The 18117-nt window shown below is 37.2% G+C and carries 10 protein-coding genes; 4 read left to right on the top strand and 6 right to left on the bottom strand.

Going from position 1 to position 18117, the window contains the following annotated elements:
• Positions 1-17: 17 nt before the first annotated feature.
• The 5 genes from HX005_RS11605 to HX005_RS11625 all read right to left on the bottom strand — a co-directional run bounded on the left by HX005_RS11605 (position 18) and on the right by HX005_RS11625 (position 5846).
• Positions 18-1100 carry a patatin-like phospholipase domain-containing protein gene (locus HX005_RS11605; RefSeq protein WP_286377488.1) on the bottom strand — a complete coding sequence of 361 codons (1083 nt, stop codon included), beginning with the start codon at positions 1098-1100 and terminating at the stop codon, positions 18-20.
• Positions 1101-1706: 606 nt separating this feature from the next.
• On the bottom strand, positions 1707-3326 hold the full coding sequence (locus HX005_RS11610; RefSeq protein ID WP_286377489.1) for an ABC1 kinase family protein: 1620 nt from the start codon (positions 3324-3326) through the stop codon (positions 1707-1709).
• Between the two features lie 3 nt (positions 3327-3329).
• Complete coding sequence (locus tag HX005_RS11615; protein WP_286377490.1) at positions 3330-4010, bottom strand: ubiquinone biosynthesis accessory factor UbiJ; 681 nt, start codon at positions 4008-4010, stop codon at positions 3330-3332.
• Between the two features lie 31 nt (positions 4011-4041).
• Positions 4042-4986: a bifunctional demethylmenaquinone methyltransferase/2-methoxy-6-polyprenyl-1,4-benzoquinol methylase UbiE gene (gene ubiE / locus HX005_RS11620; protein ID WP_286377491.1), complete on the bottom strand. Its 945-nt coding sequence runs from the start codon at positions 4984-4986 to the stop codon at positions 4042-4044.
• Positions 4987-5138: 152 nt separating this feature from the next.
• Positions 5139-5846, bottom strand: a complete 708-nt coding sequence (locus HX005_RS11625) for a DUF8198 family protein (RefSeq protein ID WP_286377492.1) — start codon at positions 5844-5846, stop codon at positions 5139-5141.
• A gap of 206 nt (positions 5847-6052) precedes the next feature.
• Here HX005_RS11625 and pap point away from each other — a divergent pair, with 206 nt between their 5' ends.
• Positions 6053-7471: a polyphosphate:AMP phosphotransferase gene (gene pap / locus HX005_RS11630; protein WP_286377493.1), complete on the top strand. Its 1419-nt coding sequence runs from the start codon at positions 6053-6055 to the stop codon at positions 7469-7471.
• A 108-nt stretch (positions 7472-7579) separates the two neighbouring features.
• On the opposite strand, the gene HX005_RS11635 is transcribed toward pap, so the two are convergent.
• On the bottom strand, positions 7580-8092 hold the full coding sequence (locus HX005_RS11635) for a hypothetical protein (RefSeq protein ID WP_107009214.1): 513 nt from the start codon (positions 8090-8092) through the stop codon (positions 7580-7582).
• Positions 8093-8272: 180 nt separating this feature from the next.
• Between HX005_RS11635 and HX005_RS11640 the strand changes: the two genes are divergently transcribed.
• The 3 genes from HX005_RS11640 (at position 8273) to recD (ending at position 17551) form a co-directional block, all read left to right on the top strand.
• Positions 8273-11929, top strand: a complete 3657-nt coding sequence (locus HX005_RS11640) for an exodeoxyribonuclease V subunit gamma (protein ID WP_286377494.1) — start codon at positions 8273-8275, stop codon at positions 11927-11929.
• A gap of 24 nt (positions 11930-11953) precedes the next feature.
• The gene (locus HX005_RS11645; RefSeq protein WP_286377587.1) at positions 11954-15718 is read left to right on the top strand and encodes a UvrD-helicase domain-containing protein; all 3765 of its coding nucleotides are present in this window, start codon (positions 11954-11956) and stop codon (positions 15716-15718) included.
• An 87-nt stretch (positions 15719-15805) separates the two neighbouring features.
• Positions 15806-17551 (top strand): exodeoxyribonuclease V subunit alpha, encoded by a 1746-nt coding sequence (gene recD / locus HX005_RS11650; RefSeq protein WP_286377588.1) that lies wholly within the window; start codon positions 15806-15808, stop codon positions 17549-17551.
• Positions 17552-18117: the final 566 nt, after the last annotated feature.

Consider the following 18117-nt stretch of genomic DNA (forward strand, 5'->3'; position numbering starts at 1 on the left):
AATTCTTTATTTTTGAATTACAAACCCTGCATCACTTCCGCAAAATTCTGCTTTTCGACCAATTCTAAAAACTCATCACCCATACGCTGACTTTCAGCCACAGTTTGCTTCCATAATTTTTTACGCTCAGCATCAGACAAGCCTTTTAAAACAAAATCTTTACGGTCAGGTAAACGACCTAAAGGCAATGATTGTAAATATTCTTGAGAGGGAGAAATCAGCAAAGTACGTGCTTGATTTTGTGGATTGGCTCTGCGCGATTTAAACATCTTATCGAACCAACCTGGGGTGATGCTATTGGTAAAATGGGGATATAAAACAATGCCTTTACTCTCAAAAGGCAAGTCAATGTGATAGTCAATCAAGCCCCCATCACGATAAGCCCCTTCAGGTGCATCAGCAATATTTTTCACCGCAGGGGTGACCGCAGGAATGGAACCCGAAGCCATGAGCCAATCGGCGACATTGTCGGTATTAAAGTTAATGTAATGGGTTTTAAATGCATCATCCTGAATTTTAAACTGTGGAAAATCGGTCGGCTGACAAATCACACGTTGCATAAATTTATTTAAATGATCACGTGAAATCGCATTGCTACCGATAATCCCAAGCAAGGAACTATATAGTGCAAGTTTTTGATCACTCTGAAATAAATGTTCAGCTTTCGCCGCAATAATCGTCAAATGATAATCAGGGTGATGAACCAATTGATCAGCTTTATCGCCTAAAATACCATGCAACATATCACGTGATATTTTTTCGATATCTGCTATTTTCATGCCTTTTTTAAAGGGCAAATTAATATATAACTCAGCTAGTTTTTCAGGTCCGAGTTTTTCACCTTGCGCCACGATGCCTGCAAAACGCCATGCACCAACAGATGAACCAATTAAAAAACGACGTTGTTTGGCTTGAGGAAGAAATTCAGCAAAGATGGCTTGGTCGAGCCCCATTAAACCAATGCCTTTGGGGCCACCTGCCGCACCGGGAATCATGTCGACATGATGTGCTTGTAGTCCTTCTTTTTCTATGCGTTGTTTGGCAAGTGAACCTGCTTGAATTGTTAATGCAGCAGGGCGTTTTTGTAAAATTTGGGTCATGGTTTCACTCACTCAAACGGATGTGAGTATTTTAGGAATAAGCCGTGACAGGACAATGGCGATAGGTTTCAGTGGGTGACTTGGGAGTCATTAAATATTTTATTCAAATTCTTTGAATATAAGTCGCCATTAATTCTTCATTTTTCCTATTTATGTCACGGAATATCAAATAGAAACATGTAACGTAAAATATAGAGTAAGTATTGATATACCAACTATTAATTAAAGAATACACGGTTGCAAGAATAAGCCAAAAATTGAATAGACGAATAAGATTTTTTTGCGGTACAGATATTAATAGTAAAAATGGAATGAAGTTAAATAAAGTGGTTTGCCAGAAATAATTGCTATCAATAAGCTTTCCCAACGTTGAGTTTGGATTGGCAAGAGTGAAATCAAAAAAATGATTATGAATATTTAAATAAGCAAAAATGTTAAGTACATTGGGTACTATCAAAAATAGACTGATCCATATAACGCTACTTTTCTTTTGTCTATAGACAGCCCATAAAAAACTATTTTTCATTATTTTCTTTGAGTTAATTTATTATTGCCTTGATTTTAAAATATTGAGCACCTTTTAAACAAGATGCTCAATCAAAAGATTTACTTCGCAATCCGCCAAACAGCTAAAATACTTGCCAATACAATTAATACAATAGAAATATACCACGGTGCAATAATTGCAATCGACAAGAAAATCGCCATGATACTGCCGAAAATCCAACTACGCTTTTGTTGATGCTCAACTTCCAAACGCATCATTTGCAATTCATGTAATTGCTTCGCATGCCATGCCGACTGATTTTTTAAACCATTTAAACTGTCGATCATTAAGGTTGGGAAATCTTGCGCCCCTAAAAGTAAATCAGGAATTTTTTGTCCCAATTCTTTTAGGTTTTTCTGCGGATTCATTTGCGCTTTAACCCATTCGGTCAGAATCGGTTTTGCCAGACTCCAAATGTCCAAATCAGGATAAAGGTCTGTGCCTAAACCTTCTACATGGACTAATGTTTTCAGTAATAACATCAACTGTGGTGGAATTTCCAAATGGAAACGACGTGCAATATCCATGACCTGAATCAGGATGCCTGCAAAGTCCAATTCATGCATCGGTTTGGACACCATAGGTCCAACGGTACGACGCATTTCACGGGCAAGCGCATCTTGATCAGTTCCCGGTGGAATCCAACCTGCTTGATGCACAATCTGAATCAGTTGCATAAAGTCGCTGTTCATGACCGCAAGTAACATACGGGCAACGGTCATCTGATCGGACTTAGACAATTCACCCATGATTGCACAATCAAGTGCAATATAACGAGGTTTTGTTGGATTCAGGGTTTCAACAAAGACATTTCCCGGATGCATGTCGGCATGGAAAAAGTTGTCACGGAACACTTGGGTAAAGAAAATGGTTAAACCTTTTTCAGCCAGATCTTTACGATCCATGCTGAGTTTTTCAAAGGTTTCAATATCTGAAATCGGTACGCCTGTGATGCGTTCAGCGACCATGACATCTTTGCTGTCCATATACACTTCAGGCACATACATCATGCTTGAGCCTGTGAAGTAATGGCGCATACGACGGGTATTATCGGCTTCTAAAGTCAAATCCAGTTCATTTAAAATGACCTGACGATAGTTCTCAATAATTTCGGAAATATGCACAGCACGTGCAGCTTCCAAACGTTTTTCTAAGCTTGCACCGAGCCATCTTAAAATTTCAAAATCTTCTAAAATTTGACTGCGAATGTCAGGACGGGTGACTTTGACCACCACTTCACGACCATCATGCAAAGCCGCTGTATGCACTTGTGCAATAGATGCCGCCGCTAAAGGTTGTTCATCAAAACGAGCGAAAAGTGTCGTGATATTGGCTTTTAAAGATTCTTCAATACGAGTTTTGGCAACATCAACACCGAATGGTTTCACTCGATCTTGTAATAAAACCAATTGCTGTAAAATTTCAGGTGGAATTAAATCACGGCGTGTTGACAGTAATTGCCCCATTTTAATTGCCAAAGGACCCATTTGTTCTAAAGCTTCTTTGAGCTTGAGTGGGTTCTTTTTCTCTTTGCTTGACCATGCCGCAGGGTGCATACGAATAAGCGACAAAGCATGGCGGGCTTTTTCAGGTAATTCTTCCGCAGGAACCAGTGTGTCGAGTCTATAGTGCGCGGCGATGCGCCAAAGTTCGAGTAAACGGCTGATATGCGGAATCATAAATTACATTACCTGATCTTGAGAGGGAGTAGTGGGATTGAGTTGTTGCTGTAGCTGCTGAATTTTAGCTTCAAGTCGATCAATATTTTGATTGAGTTGACGGGTGTCTTGTTGCAGATCATCCATTTGCCAGCGTGGTGCAAATAAACCTGTATCTTCTTTTAAAAAGTCCTCGGCAAAGAATAAATGACTTTGCAGGGAACGCTTTAAATGTTTAGGTGCAAGCTGAATTTTGGCAATTTCATGTGCCAATGCAGGACCAATCCACGGGCTTAAATGTGACGCTAAATCAGGCTCAGCCTGTTGGATAATACGTTGAATATCCTGCAATAGATGATAATCACCTTGCAATGGAATATTGCCAATATCATCAGCTAAAAATAGCTTTGCCAATGCAACAATGTTTTTTACATGCAAGGTTGCAGTTGCTTCCGTGATGACTGTATTTTGATCAAAAGGACGTTGCTCAAAAACCGAAGGTGTTTCACTTTTACCAGTTACAGTCGGTTCTAAACGAACTTTATTTTCATCAAAAAAGACATCTACAGACAGCTGTGGTGAATCAATCACCACACGCAGCAACTTGCCTTGTAATTGATTGAACTGAATGCGAGTGATCGCATCCAGATTGATAAATTGATTGATGAGTCGTTCAACTGCACCCAGTGCCAGAATGGACCACATAATTCAACCTTTATGCTATTTTTGAGAAAACTTAGAGTTTGAAGCCACGGTGTACCGCAACAATTCCACCCGTTAAGTTATGGTAATCGGTATTTTGGAAGCCTGCATTTTCCATCATGCCTTTTAAGGTACGTTGGTCAGGATGCATACGGATGGATTCAGCTAAATATTTATAACTTTCTGAGTCATTCGCCACGATTTTACCCATGATTGGCAATGCAGTGAATGAATACAGATCATACAATTTTGAGAATGGCTCAAACACAGGTTTAGAGAATTCTAAAATCAGTAAACGACCACCCGGCTTAAGCACACGGTACATGGCTGCAAGGGCTGCATCTTTATCGGTCACATTACGCAGACCAAAGCTGATGGTTAAAAGATCAAAACTATTGTCTTCAAATGGCTCTAAAGTTTCAGCATTTGCCAAGACAAAATCGACATTGGTACAACCAGCATCAATCAGACGGTCACGTCCGACATTGAGCATGGATTCATTGATATCTGATAGAACCACATGACCTGTAGGACCAACTTCACGGCTGAATACTTTAGCTAAGTCACCTGTACCGCCTGCAATATCAAGTACGCGTTGACCACGGCGCACACCAGACATATTGATCGCAAAGCGTTTCCATAAACGGTGAATACCAAATGACATTAAGTCATTCATAATGTCGTATTTGGCTGCAACAGAGTGGAATACTTCTGCGACTTTTTGTGCTTTATCTTCACTGCTGACGGTTTGATAACCGAAATGTGTGGTTGCACCGACATTGCCTGTATTGGCACCACGTGGCAGATTATATTTTGGTACCGTTCCTGAAACTGGCGTATCGGTCAACTGTTGTTGTAAAGACTGCTGTTGACCTTGTGGTGCGCCTTGCGGTAACGGTTCTGTTAAGAATGGACTCACGTTGTCTGTGTTTTGTGCCGACTCTGCTTCTGGGGTTGGCTTTTGGTTTTCATTCGACATCTGAGTCACTCCTGAACACAAAAATGGGAAATTTGCTCTTGCATCGCATAATGACAGATTCTGCAAAAATTTGCAGTCTTCATCATCAAATAGTTATGAATAATATACAGAAGAGATGACATTTCATCTGTCATTTATGCAATCAAACACTATCATATTCTAAAAGGATTGGCTTGTCCTGAATGCACATTATTGACAATTTCACGCTCTTTTGTTGTAAATGCATGAATAAAATCAGCAGCAGATTTCATTGGTTTCATTGCCACAAAACCTTCGCCAATGAACTCATACATCAATTGGAAATTGTATTTATGTGCAGTACCTTTACACATTTTAAAGGCAGTATGCATGATAAATGAGCGCATATATTTATCGAGTGCTGTACCTAAATCATCAAGTAAATTGAGTTGTTGTTGACGCTGCTCGGCTTGATCAAGTTTGATTAAAGTTTGGCGCATCATTTCATCATTAATATCTTGGTTTGCAGGATAGTCTTTGAGTAATTGTGCTGCGACTTGTTCATCCAGTTGCATGGCTAAAACTGCAAGACCAATTGATTTTAATCCTGTTTTAATGGCATTTTCAGGAATAATTTTTTCAGCCTTATGTGCATATTTTAATAATCGTTCAATTTGTATGGCTAAAGGATCAAAGTCAGGACCCCCATATAAACGGTTGATAAAATAATCAGCCATGAGTTTATTTTCTTTGCGGTTAAATAACTCAGTATGAGTGTCTAAAATACGTGTTTTGAGCCAATCTTGTGCTTCATGCAGACGTTTTTTTAGCACAGGATCTTGATGGTAATTAAACTGTTTATATTCTTCTAAAAGCTGATCTAATGCTGCGAGTTTTGACATGTGTGAACTCAATTTGAAATATATAAGAAAATCATAAACACAGTTTAACTGAACAACCATGACGATATTGCTTTAAGATGACTGAAATTAGGTCAGTCATTGGAATGATCAAGTAAAACATCAATAAAACTGATACAAAAATGAGTTCAAGTGAAGCAAAATATTTGTAAACTTGAATCAGTACAAAAACATAAAAAGAGAAAAGTATGACGACACCTGAAAGTAATGTTGAACTTGTTGATGCAGGTCAGCTCACTTTAGATTTGATAGAAGCGCAATATGGCTTAAAAAATACGCGTGGGCAAAAAAATGCAAAAAGTCTGGTGATTTTAGTCAGTGGTATTGAGCTTGCAGGAAAAGGGGAAGCCGTTAAACAATTAAGAGAATGGGTTGATCCACGCTATTTACGTGTTAAAGCTGACCCTCCTTATATGATGCAAAAAAATCAAGCATTTTGGCAGCCTTATGCTCGTTACATTCCTGCAGAAGGACAGATGATCGTCATGTTTGGTAATTGGTATAGTGATTTACTTGCCACTGCGCTGCATGTGTCAGAGCCAATGGATGATACTTTGTTCGATGCTTATGTTGCGCAAATGAATGCCTTTGAACAGGATTTAAAAAATAACCATGTTGATGTGATAAAAGTTTGGTTTGATTTATCTTGGAAATCTTTACAAAAAAGATTAGACAAAATGGATGTTGAGGAACAGCGCTGGCACAAATTACATGGTTTAGATTGGCGCAATAAAAAACAATATGACAATGTACAAAAATTACGTCAGCGTTTTACCGATGATTGGTTGATCATTGATTGTGAAGATGCTGAAGTACGTGATCAGCAATTTGCTCAAGCGATTTTAAAAAACTTAAAACATTTGCCTCATTATCCAACACAAGTCAAAACAAAATGGAAACAAGCTGAAGTTCCCAAAGCATTATTAGCACCTGCGACAGTAGAAATGTCGAGTGAAGATTATAAGGCTGAGTTGAAAAGCTTAAGTAAAAAAGTAGCTAAAGCCATGCGTTTTGATCCACGTAAAGTTTTGATTACTTTTGAGGGTATGGATGCGGCAGGTAAGGGCGGAGCAATTAAACGCATTGTCAAAAAACTTGATCCTCGTGAATATGGAATTTATACCATTGCTGCACCTGAAAAATATGAATTGGCTCGACCTTATTTATGGCGCTTTTGGACAAAGTTATTAGAAGATGAAAAAATTTCGATTTTTGATCGTACATGGTACGGACGAGTATTAGTTGAACGGATCGAAGGTTTTGCAACACCTGTTGAATGGCAACGTGCCTATGATGAAATCAATCGTTTTGAAAAAGATTTGTCAGATAACCAATATATCATTGTAAAATTTTGGCTTGCAATCAGCAAAGATGAACAAGAATTACGTTTTAAAGCACGTGAAGAAACACCACATAAACGTTTTAAAATTACAGATGATGATTGGCGTAATCGTAGTCATTGGGATGATTATTTAAATGCCGCAGCAGATATGTTGCAACGTACCAATACTTTTTATGCACCTTGGCATGTGATTGCAACCAATGATAAATATTCAGCACGGATTGAAGTGTTAAAAGCAATATTGAAGCAATTGAAAGCAGATTGAGAGGGTATTTAAAAATTCTGTATCTTTGAAAAATGTAGCCAAATATACTGAATAGCACTTTATATCACGCAATAAAAAGCGGACGCTGAGTCCGCCTTCATTCAATCATTAAGAATATTTTACAATTTTTTCTTTTTGTTTGTTTTGAATGCCTTTTGCTAATTTATAGCATTCATCCACATGCGCTTCAGCCACTTTCTTCATCACAATATAGCCCAAACTTGCAGCAATAATAGACCCACCTAAAGGAATAAATTTGGTGACTTGTTTGGTAATGACTTTCGCAGCAACATTATTTAAAGAAGATTTGACTGCTGTACGGGCAACCACTAAGCCTGAAAACTCAAAACCGCGTTTACGTAGTTCATTCCAATGAATCTGTTTGGTTTTTGGGTCATATACACTGATTTGCTCGGGTGCTAAACCAAAACGTGCATTAATCTCAGGAATGAGTTGTGACAAGATCCCGACATCAATCACGACATCAAAAAAAGGAATAGGAACAACGGCTGCACCAGCAGAAAAATACGAGCGCTTTTTAACAAGTTCAAGGCATTCTGTACGAATGCTTTCTAAATTTAAATTTGGGTCAATCGAATCTGGAATTTTATCAATTTTCATTTAGGTTCACGCTCCATTAAGCTGTTTATAATATTTGCGAGTAAAAGCATCTATACATATGCTGAGTGATTAAAAAAAGTGGTATGAACAATGCTTTAAAAGTGGCACATTGTGTTTAACATGTATAGTAATGAAAGTTTATGATTTTGTGTTCGTTTTAATGTTATAAAATGAGGAAGTATGGGGATTCATGTCATTCAAAGCCAATCTATTGAAGTATTGGTACAAGGTATTTTACAAAGTGCGACAGCACCTTCAAACGACCCATTTTCTGTTTTAAGAACACAACATTTTATTGTCCCTAGCCCAGCTATACAGGAATGGTTAACCCAACGTTTAGCAGAACAGCGTGGTGTAAGCGCCAATACTGAATTTCATCAACGTATTCGTGGCTTTCAGTGGTATGCCTATAAGCAGGTTTTGAATGGTGAAGATGATCGTGTCGGTAAAGCCAACGTTCCTAGCTTGATTATGAAATGGCGGGTTTATCAGACTTTAAAAGATTTCATTCAAACGAAAGAGAATAATTTAGCCCCAGAACATCCACTGTATCCATTGATTCAACGTATTTATGATGCGGCTGCACAACTTGAGCATGGACTCGAAAAACAACAAAAAAAACAAGGAATATTATATTGGGTCGCAGAACAAGTTTCATTATTATTTAATTATTACATGGTTTATCGTGGGCAATGCCAACGGGGCTGTCGTGATCTTTGTACTTGTCCAAGTAATTGGTTAGGGCAATGGGGACGAGGGCAAGCACTCAATATTGAACAACAATTTCTAAAAACCGATCAACAAGTCTCAGCATTTCGTCTTGCGCAGGCGCAAGAGTTAGAACAGTGGCAACGTTGGTTGTGGATGCATATTTTTCATGAAGATTTTGCAGAAATGCAAATGATTGATACCTTATTTTGGCAAGTATTTGACCATCCACAGTTGCGTGAAGATGCGCTTAAAAATCTACCTGAAAAAATTGTGGTTTTTACCTTATTAGAATTACCACCACAACAATTAAATTTTTTAAGACGTTTAGGTCAATATCTGGATGTGATCATTTTACATTACAACCCATCGCAAGAATATTGGGCGGATAGTGTCGATCCAAATTGGAAAAAACGCTATGATTTGGGCGTAAAAGCACGTTTTATTGAAAAAAATCCCAAAGCTACAGATGCAGATTTACAACGTTTTTTTGATGAATTTACTTTAAATTTTAATGCGGAAGTTCGTGAGTCACGCCATCCATTGCTCACCCGTTTTGGTAAGCAAGCACGTGATCATTTCTCTTTGCTTTCACAGTTATCCTCAGGAGAAGAAGGACAGTGGATTGATGCTTTTGTGAATGAAGAGCCAAAAAATTTACTGAGTCAATTACAGTCCGATATTTTATATCTTATTGAACCACAAGAACATAGCTATCCATTAGACCCCAAAGATCAATCTATACAAATTCATGTTTGTCATTCAACTTTGCGTCAACTTGAAGTATTAAAAGAACAGTTGATTCACTGGTTAGCGCAAGGAACACCCGAGCAACCACGCCGTCCAAGTGATATTTTGGTGTTAACACCGCATTTAACTGAAATTGAACCTCTGATTCGGAGTGTATTTCCACATATTCCCCATCAGGACAGTATTCATGTGCCTGCTAAAATTGCAGGGGTGACGCAGCTTGATGTTGAAAATGCATGGCGCGCGATCTTGGGCAGAATTGAGTGGTCACAAGGTCGTTTTAGCATTGAAGATTTTTCAGATTGGTTAACTTTAGAAGCGACTCAACTACGTTATGGTTTAGATGTACAAAATACTGAACGTATGTTGGAGTTACTCATTCAAGCAGGTTTTAAGCGTGGTTTTGATGCAGAACATTTACAACAAACGTTGAGCGAGGATGATCAGGATTTCCGTTTTAGCTTTAAATTTGCTTTAGATCGCTTAGCTTTAGGTGTGGCGATTCCGACGCATGCTGTTTTTGAGCAAACTTTAAGCTATCAATATGTTCGGTCAAGTGATTTTGAGTTGATTGGGCAGTTGATTGAGATTTATCAAGATTTTTCAGCACGTCGTTATTGGTTAACTCAACATGAATCAGGACAAGGTCATAGTGTCGAAGAATGGCTAGGTATTTTAATTGATGAAGTAAATCAATTTATTCATGCCAAAGTTGATATTTTGAAAGCAGTAAAAGAAACCATCAGTTTACAACAAAAAATGTTGCGACATTCTTATTTGCGTTTAGAGGATCAACAGCAATATGTAACGCATCTAAAAGGTGTACATTTACCTTTAACTTACGTACTGGCTGAAATTCATAATGCTTTGTCTGGTCAATTAGAACAAACATTACCAACGGGTGATATTACATTTAGTCAGATTGGGCAAATTCGTCCATTGCCTTATAAACTTGTGGTCATACTCAATTTAGACAGTGGCAAATTTCCAAACCGAAACCAACATATTCCTTTTGACTTAATGGAGTTACTCCGTCCGCAATTGGGTGATCGTTCTCGTTTAGAAGACGATCAGGGCGCATTTTTAGACAGTTTGTTGTTAGCACAAGACGCGCTCTGGTTATTTTATAATGGTTTTGATGTTAATGATGGCGAAGTTCGTGATCCTTCAAGTGTTTTGCAAGAGTTGATTGCTCATTTACAACTGATTTGTGAAATGCCAAAAAATCAGAGTGTATCCACATCTGAACAGGCAATAGAAATTCCTGAAAACCTACGCTCTTTATATCATATTCATCAGTTGCAACCCTTTGAGCCTCAAGGTTTTGTCGAAAATAGTGCTGTACGCTATCAAGATCAGTGGTACAAAGTCGCAAAATATTTACAACAATCGCCACATTTAAGTCAGCGTGAAGCATGGGTAAATACGCCTTATCCTGCTGTGCAAGAAAGCATGACCATTTTAGAGGCAGGACAATGGATTCAAGATCTGACTTTCCCTGCGCGATTATATTTAAAGACTTTAGGTGTACAAAACTTAAAAGCACAGGACTTACCTGCACAGTCTGAACCTTTAGTTTTAGATGGTTTGGCGCGTTATCAGATTCGTGATTATTTACAGCAGCAAGATGAAGAAACTGCACATAAAATTGAACTGTTACAAGACCAACTTCCTGTGGGTAAAGTTCAGCAAAGCGCATGGCAAATCAGTATTGCTGAACAAAATAGTTTAAAAGAGCGCCTTGCGATCTATACCGATGCAGTGACTGAAACAACCCAACGTCAGTGGCGAATAGAAGCACATACTGTGATGAATATTACTGTTCCACAAAAATTTGCACAGGACTGGGTGAGTTTAGATGCATCTAGTGGACGTGCAAAACGTCGAACCAAAGTCTGGCTTGAATATCTTTTGTGGTTAAGCTATCTGAATTTAGGCGATGAGCAGTCAGCTAAATTACGACGTGTTGCTGTCTTTAGTGATGTCACAGTGATCAATACAGGTGTTACTTCTCAACAAGCCAAACGTTATATTGATGAATGGTTTAAAGCCTATCTGTATGCACAATCTGAACCTTTGGTTTTACCTGCTGCCTTACTACTTTTATTGGCTGAAAAATCTAAAACACTAGAATGGTCGATGGATGAACAACAGCAACCACAATTAGATAATATTGAAGATTTACTCAAAGAGTGGAATAAAAGTGATGCCTTTTTACCTTTTGCTTTAGAAGAAATGGAGTGGAGTAAAAAGCATTATGATTGGCAGTTTATTTTGCAAGAACAAGATACGACAGCTTTGCTGAAATATGCGTGTGAACATTATGCTTATGCGTTATATCAACCTATTTATCAATATCAATCTGTGGCAGAGGAATGAAAAATGCATCAGGAATCTTTTAATATGATCTTAGATGAAACCATTCCTCAAGCAGCGAAAGCCAAGTATCCTTCGGCGGTTTCAACACAACCCATTGCTGACATGCAATTTTCAGGTTTACATTGGATTGAAGCCTCAGCAGGAACAGGAAAAACCTATACTTTGTCAAGTTTGATGGTGCGTATTTTTTTAGAAAAATATTTACCAAATCAAGTGATTGCAACAACTTTTACACGTAAAGCTGCGGCTGAGTTAAAAACACGTATTCGAGGACGTTTACAGGAAACTTATCAGTATTTTGATGCTTGTCGTGATTTAACAGAACAACAGATTTTAGCCAAAGCCAAACAAGAAAGTGATCCCTTATTTGCCAAAGTTTTAACTGTTTTTGCAACTCAAGTCGCCTATGCCTGTGAACGTTTAAAATTAGTGATTGATCAACTCGATGAGTTATTTGTTGGAACTTTGGATAGTTTTAGTCAAAAATTACTGCGTGAGTTTGCATTTGAAAGTGGAAAAATTGAACGTGCTGAAATAACGGATGATGCAAAAAGTTATAGTTATCAACTCATTCATGATGTATTACGTGAATGGATACAACAACAGCCACAGAATATTATTGATTATTTAATTTTAAATAAAAAACTAAAATCTCAAGATGCTTATATTGCGGTAGTAGAAAATAGTTTAAATTTTTCATCTGCAAAATTACAAGAAATTCAGCCACCTGTTTTGGATTTATCTCAATTTGAGACTGAAATTCAGACATTATTAACACTAGATTTAACTCAAGCGGCAACATTGGCAGATTTTTATTTGGCTGATGGGCAACACAATAAAATCATTGCAAAAAAATGGCGTGATCAAGGCAAAATGCAAAGTTTATTGACTGAAGATTTAGCACATTTGGTCGAGGAAATTCGAAAGCAAGGCGCATATTGTTTATTTGCACCACGTCAGGTGCATACATTAAAAGCATTAAGTGATTTAACGACAAAAAAAGTACTGAATAAATGTTCTGAGGACATCTTAACTTCTTTTGAAAAAAATACATTTTTACAAGCATTAAAGCATTTTGTTGAAGCTTTTGGGCAGTTAGGAGAAGGTCTAGATCTGCTTGATAGTTATTTACAATATCATTTAGCCAGTGAGGTCAAAAAACGTTTACCTCAAGTATTACAGCAAAAAGGTGAAACCACCTTTGCACAACAGATTCGAACACTTGCTGAAGCTTTACAAGGTGAACAAGGGCAACGTTTTGCGAGTTTTATTCATGCGCGTTATCCCCTGATTTTAGTCGACGAATTTCAAGATACCAACCAAGACCAAGATGATATGTTGGCACAAATTTGGCGACATAGCAGCCGAGTGAATCAAGGTTGTATGATTATGGTCGGTGATCGTAAACAGGCAATTTACGGTTTCCGTGGTGGTGATATGTTGACTTTTTTGAAAGCCCATCAGGATGTTTTTGGCAAAGATGGTCATGCATATCACTTGATTCATAATCATCGTTCTGTTCAACCTTTGGTTGAAGTGGTTGATGCTTTATTTCAACGGCAAGCTGATTTTGGTGAAGAGGTGATTTATACACCTGTTCAGGCAGGTGAACGTCCGCATCCTGCTTTAATTGATCAAGATCAAGTGAATCCAACCCCATTACGTTGGATGCAATTAGAAGATAAAAATAGTGAAGCTGAACAAGTCGCTTGGAAGATTCGAGAGTTACTGAATCAAGGTGTACAAGGGACATTATATTTTGTAGAGCAAGCTGCAAATCGGGCAATGGATGAAAATGATATTGCGGTTTTATCTAAAAATCATGCCGATCTTGACAAAGTGCAGTCTGCTTTAGAGTTTTTAGGTATTCGTACCAATCGACCTGCAAAGAAAAGCGTTTTTGAAGGTGCTTTAGCACAAGATGTTGCTGCGGTATTGACTGCAATCATGCATCCTTATGATGAAGCTAAAATCAAACGGGCATTGCTCAGTCGTTTATTAGGATTTGATTTAAAAAAATTAATTGCTTTAGAACAGCATGCTGAAGGTCTAAGTACATATATTGAACAGTTTGATTTTATTCGGGAAATGTGGCTCAAACAAGGTTTTTTAAGTGCTTGGCAATATGCATTAACCAAGTTTGATATTTGGACGAACTTAGTTGCAAAACAAAGCCGTGATAATGAACGTGTTGTGGTCAATTTACGTCATTTAACAGAGCTGCTGAGTCAACATAGTGAGCGTTATCAAGGTGCACAAAATTTATATCATTGGTACTTAAAACAACTGACTGATCCCATGCAACGTGAATGGGAGTTAGAGCGCAAGTTATCCAATGATGCAGGCGTACAATTGATGACCATTCACCAGTCTAAAGGTCTAGAATTTAAATGTGTATTTTTATTGGGCGCAGATAAAGATTTTAGAGAACCCAATAAAAGTTTAAATTTTTCCACACAAGATACTTTAAATCACACCACAGGACAGATGGAACAGCAACGGGTTGTCGCTGTGAATGATAAAAATATTTTAAAACCTGAAGCTATTCAACAACATGATGCACGTGCTTTAGCAGAACATCATCGTCTATGGTATGTGGCTTTGACACGTGCAAGTTATCGTGTATATGCCATGATGCAGGATAATGACGGAAAATCTACGACAGGTTTAGCGTTTTGGCGAGGGCATCCTGTACAGGCATTTCAGCATGAGGGTTGTGCGATTGAACCACTGATAAGTCAACGTCCTGTACAACTCAAAACACAACATATCGATACCACGCTACGTTTAGATGCAGCGACATTACCCAAAAAGCGCTTTTATTCGAGAACAAAAACCAGTTTTAGTGCTTTGGCGCAGCATTTAACCCGACAACAGATTCAGGATGCTTTAGCTGTTGCTGAACCAAGTAGTGCAGGGGCAGAAGATGAAATCTATCTTCCGATTAAAAATAAAAGCATGGTGCCAACCACAGCCCCAATCGCATGGATCAAAGAAAATTTTCCAATGGGAACCACAGCAGGAACTTTTTTACATAAAATTTTTGAGCATCTTGATTTTCAAGATCAGCGTCTATGGCATGTTGAAATTCGACGTTGTTTTATCAATGAAGATAAAACCTTAAAAGAATCATTAACTGAAAAATATCTGAGTGCATTCCCTGAGAAGCAAGAACTTGATGCACGTACAGTTGAAAATGAAATTATTGATTTGATACAAGAATGGTTAAGTGAAGTTTTAGATACACCGATTTTAAATCATTTTAAGTTAAATCAATTATCAAAATCGCAGCGTTTAGCGGAGTTTCCGTTTCATTTAGCTTTGTCCGATCGGGTATTTACCATACAACGGATTCATAGTTTATTTGAAGAATATGCGATTACGATGCCTGAATTTAAAGAGGCTTTTTCTGCCCGTTATTTAAAAGGTGAAATTGACTTGGTTTTTTATGATGGTCAAAAATTTCATATCGCAGATTATAAAAGTAATTATTTAGGTGCAGACCAACAACAATATAATGTACAAGCCATTCAAGAGAGTATGAGTTATGCCAGTTATTGGTTACAAGCTGCTTTATATTTGGTTGGATTACATCGTTATTTAAGTGTGAAACTTGAAAACTATCAAATTGATCAGCATTTAGGTGGTGCGAGTTATTTGTATTTACGTGGCATGAATGGTCAGACTGAACAAGGTTATTATTATTGGCGACCTGATTCAGAATTTATTTTAAGATTAGATGCAATTTTGGGTTATTTCTCTGAAGACAAACTCAGCACTATTGCATGATTATTTAGATGAATTGCAATACAAACAAAAGATTGTATTGTGGATAAATTTGTTGAAAACATTGTAGATAAGTTTGAGGATAGTTGTGTGGTAAATAGCCAAATTTTAGAAGATCAATATCCTCAATGGATTATAAATTGGGCAAATTATATTGTTCGTCAGCATCCAATGTCTGAGGAATTACAAGAAACTTCACTTAAATTAATCAGTGAAGTTTTAGATGCTTCCCTACAAGGCGACAGTTGTATATTACAGGAACAAGATACAACTCAATATTTAGGTTCTTTATGTTTGTCTGAATTGCAAGCACAAGCATCGCAAGTAGCACCTTTTGTTTATGATGATGAGTATTTATATTTATATCGTTATTGGCAGCTTGAGCAACGTTTAGCACAACAAGTGATTCGTTTAAAACAGCAAAAAATACCTGCTATTGATTTAAAAGATTTTGATGACTTACTCAGCGATATTCATCAAAAAAATGCGCTAAAAATGGTTGCTGAAAATGCTTTTAATATCATTACAGGCGGACCTGGAACAGGGAAAACCTATACTTTAGCGCGTATTATTGCGGTACTTCATCAAACCTTACCTGATCTTCGTGTGGCAATGGCAGCACCTACAGGTAAAGCAGCACAGCGTATGGGCGAAGCATTACAAAAGTCCTTAACTGACCCCAAACTAGAACCTTTTGGTTTGCATTTAGATTTATTCACGCCTGTAACAATTCACCGCTTATTGGGTTTAGGGCATCAACATATTCCACGTTTTCATTTAAAACAGCCTTTACCTTATGATGTGATTGTTATTGATGAAGCATCTATGTTGGACTTAAATTTAGCCACATTATTATTAGAAGCTGTTCCTGAACAATGTCGTTTGATTTTATTGGGAGATGCAAATCAATTGGCATCTGTGGATGTCGGATCAGTACTTGCAGATTTGCAAAATGTTAAAATGCTACAGCAAAATCAAGTCAATCTAGTCAATACACATCGTTTTAAACAAGATGCGGCTATTGGTAAATTCGCCAATTTTATTCAACAACAAAAACAACATATTCAACCTTCAGATCATGTTTTAAAGGATTTTGAACAGCAAGTTGTTGCAGCATCTGAAATTATTCCGATTGCTCTTAACTCAGAGATGAATGATTTTATTCAACTTGAATATTTACCTGAAAATATTCAGCCACAAGCTTTAGAAGGTTATTATCAAAAATTAAGTGCAGGATTTTCTTCATATTTTGATGCATTAAAAACCTATTTAGCAGATACGATGTCCACCCAACATGTGCAAACCGTGATACAAGCATTTGACCAATATCGTATTTTAAGTGCAGTTCATCATGGTGTTTTAGGTTTAAGAACTATTAATAGTGAAATTGAAAAAGCGTTATTTAAAGCCATTCCACAACTTTATAAACAAGGGGATTGGTACGTTGGTCGTCCTGTGATGATGGATTACAACGACTATCAATTGGGCTTATCCAATGGTGATATTGGTGTATGTTTTAAACATCGCCAATATGCAGATCAGTTTGAGGTGTATTTTCCGAGCTTAGATAAGTGGGTACTGGCATCGCGTTTACCAAAATCGATTCAAACGGCATTTGCTTTAACCATTCATAAATCACAAGGTTCAGAGTTTAAACATACGATGGTTGTTTTGGATGCTTCTGCACAAAAACTACTTAGCCAAGAACTACTTTACACGGCCATTACTCGTGCGAAAACGGTTGTGAGTTTGTTAGTTGAAGAAAATGCTTTTTATAAAGCATTGACGGTTGCGACACAGCGAAAAAGCGGATTAGTTAAAAAAATTAAAACTTAAAATTTATTATTAAGTTTTAATTTACAATAAGTATCTTGTAAGAAATTGCTTACATAAATTCGAGATATTGACGCATAGAGCTCTGTGTAACTTTTTGAGATGATGAGTCCTATAAAGAGCTTGGTAAGGAACACTAAGCAAAATCGCAAAATAATAATAATTTAAAGTCGAGAGACTGCGAACTTACATGAAGTAAGGCATAAAGAGGAAACTTACAGCCGCTAAGCCTTGTAGTTTTGGGAGAGACTACAGGGCTTTTTTATATCTAAAATATTTATAATTATGTTACAAAAAATACAAAATGTACGATATTTCTTACAAAAAGATAAGATAAATGCGACTTTTATCATACTTTAAATGTGGCATCATACACACATAGGGAAATACTTAAGAAAACTGATAAATAAGGGACAAAAACATAGTAATAAGAAATCATGAGATAACAATAAAAATAAATAAAATAATAACAACCAGAAAATAAGAAACTACAGCGCAAAGGAAAGCCCTTAGAGTAATCTAAGGGCTTTTTCTTTATTTAAACTTAATAATAAGTATGAAATTTGATA

Source organism: Acinetobacter sp. R933-2 (assembly GCF_030325485.1).
GTDB lineage: Bacteria > Pseudomonadota > Gammaproteobacteria > Pseudomonadales > Moraxellaceae > Acinetobacter > Acinetobacter sichuanensis.

Bases quoted from the DNA above. Each gene is read 5' to 3' on its own strand.
- HX005_RS11605 (WP_286377488.1), bottom strand. From the start codon at position 1,100: ATGACCCAAATTTTACAAAAACGCCCTGCTGCATTAACAATTCAAGCA.
- HX005_RS11610 (WP_286377489.1), bottom strand. From the start codon at position 3,326: ATGATTCCGCATATCAGCCGTTTACTCGAACTTTGGCGCATCGCCGCG.
- HX005_RS11615 (WP_286377490.1), bottom strand. From the start codon at position 4,010: ATGTGGTCCATTCTGGCACTGGGTGCAGTTGAACGACTCATCAATCAA.
- ubiE (WP_286377491.1), bottom strand. From the start codon at position 4,986: ATGTCGAATGAAAACCAAAAGCCAACCCCAGAAGCAGAGTCGGCACAA.
- HX005_RS11625 (WP_286377492.1), bottom strand. From the start codon at position 5,846: ATGTCAAAACTCGCAGCATTAGATCAGCTTTTAGAAGAATATAAACAG.
- pap (WP_286377493.1), top strand. From the start codon at position 6,053: ATGACGACACCTGAAAGTAATGTTGAACTTGTTGATGCAGGTCAGCTC.
- HX005_RS11635 (WP_107009214.1), bottom strand. From the start codon at position 8,092: ATGAAAATTGATAAAATTCCAGATTCGATTGACCCAAATTTAAATTTA.
- HX005_RS11640 (WP_286377494.1), top strand. From the start codon at position 8,273: ATGGGGATTCATGTCATTCAAAGCCAATCTATTGAAGTATTGGTACAA.
- HX005_RS11645 (WP_286377587.1), top strand. From the start codon at position 11,954: ATGATCTTAGATGAAACCATTCCTCAAGCAGCGAAAGCCAAGTATCCT.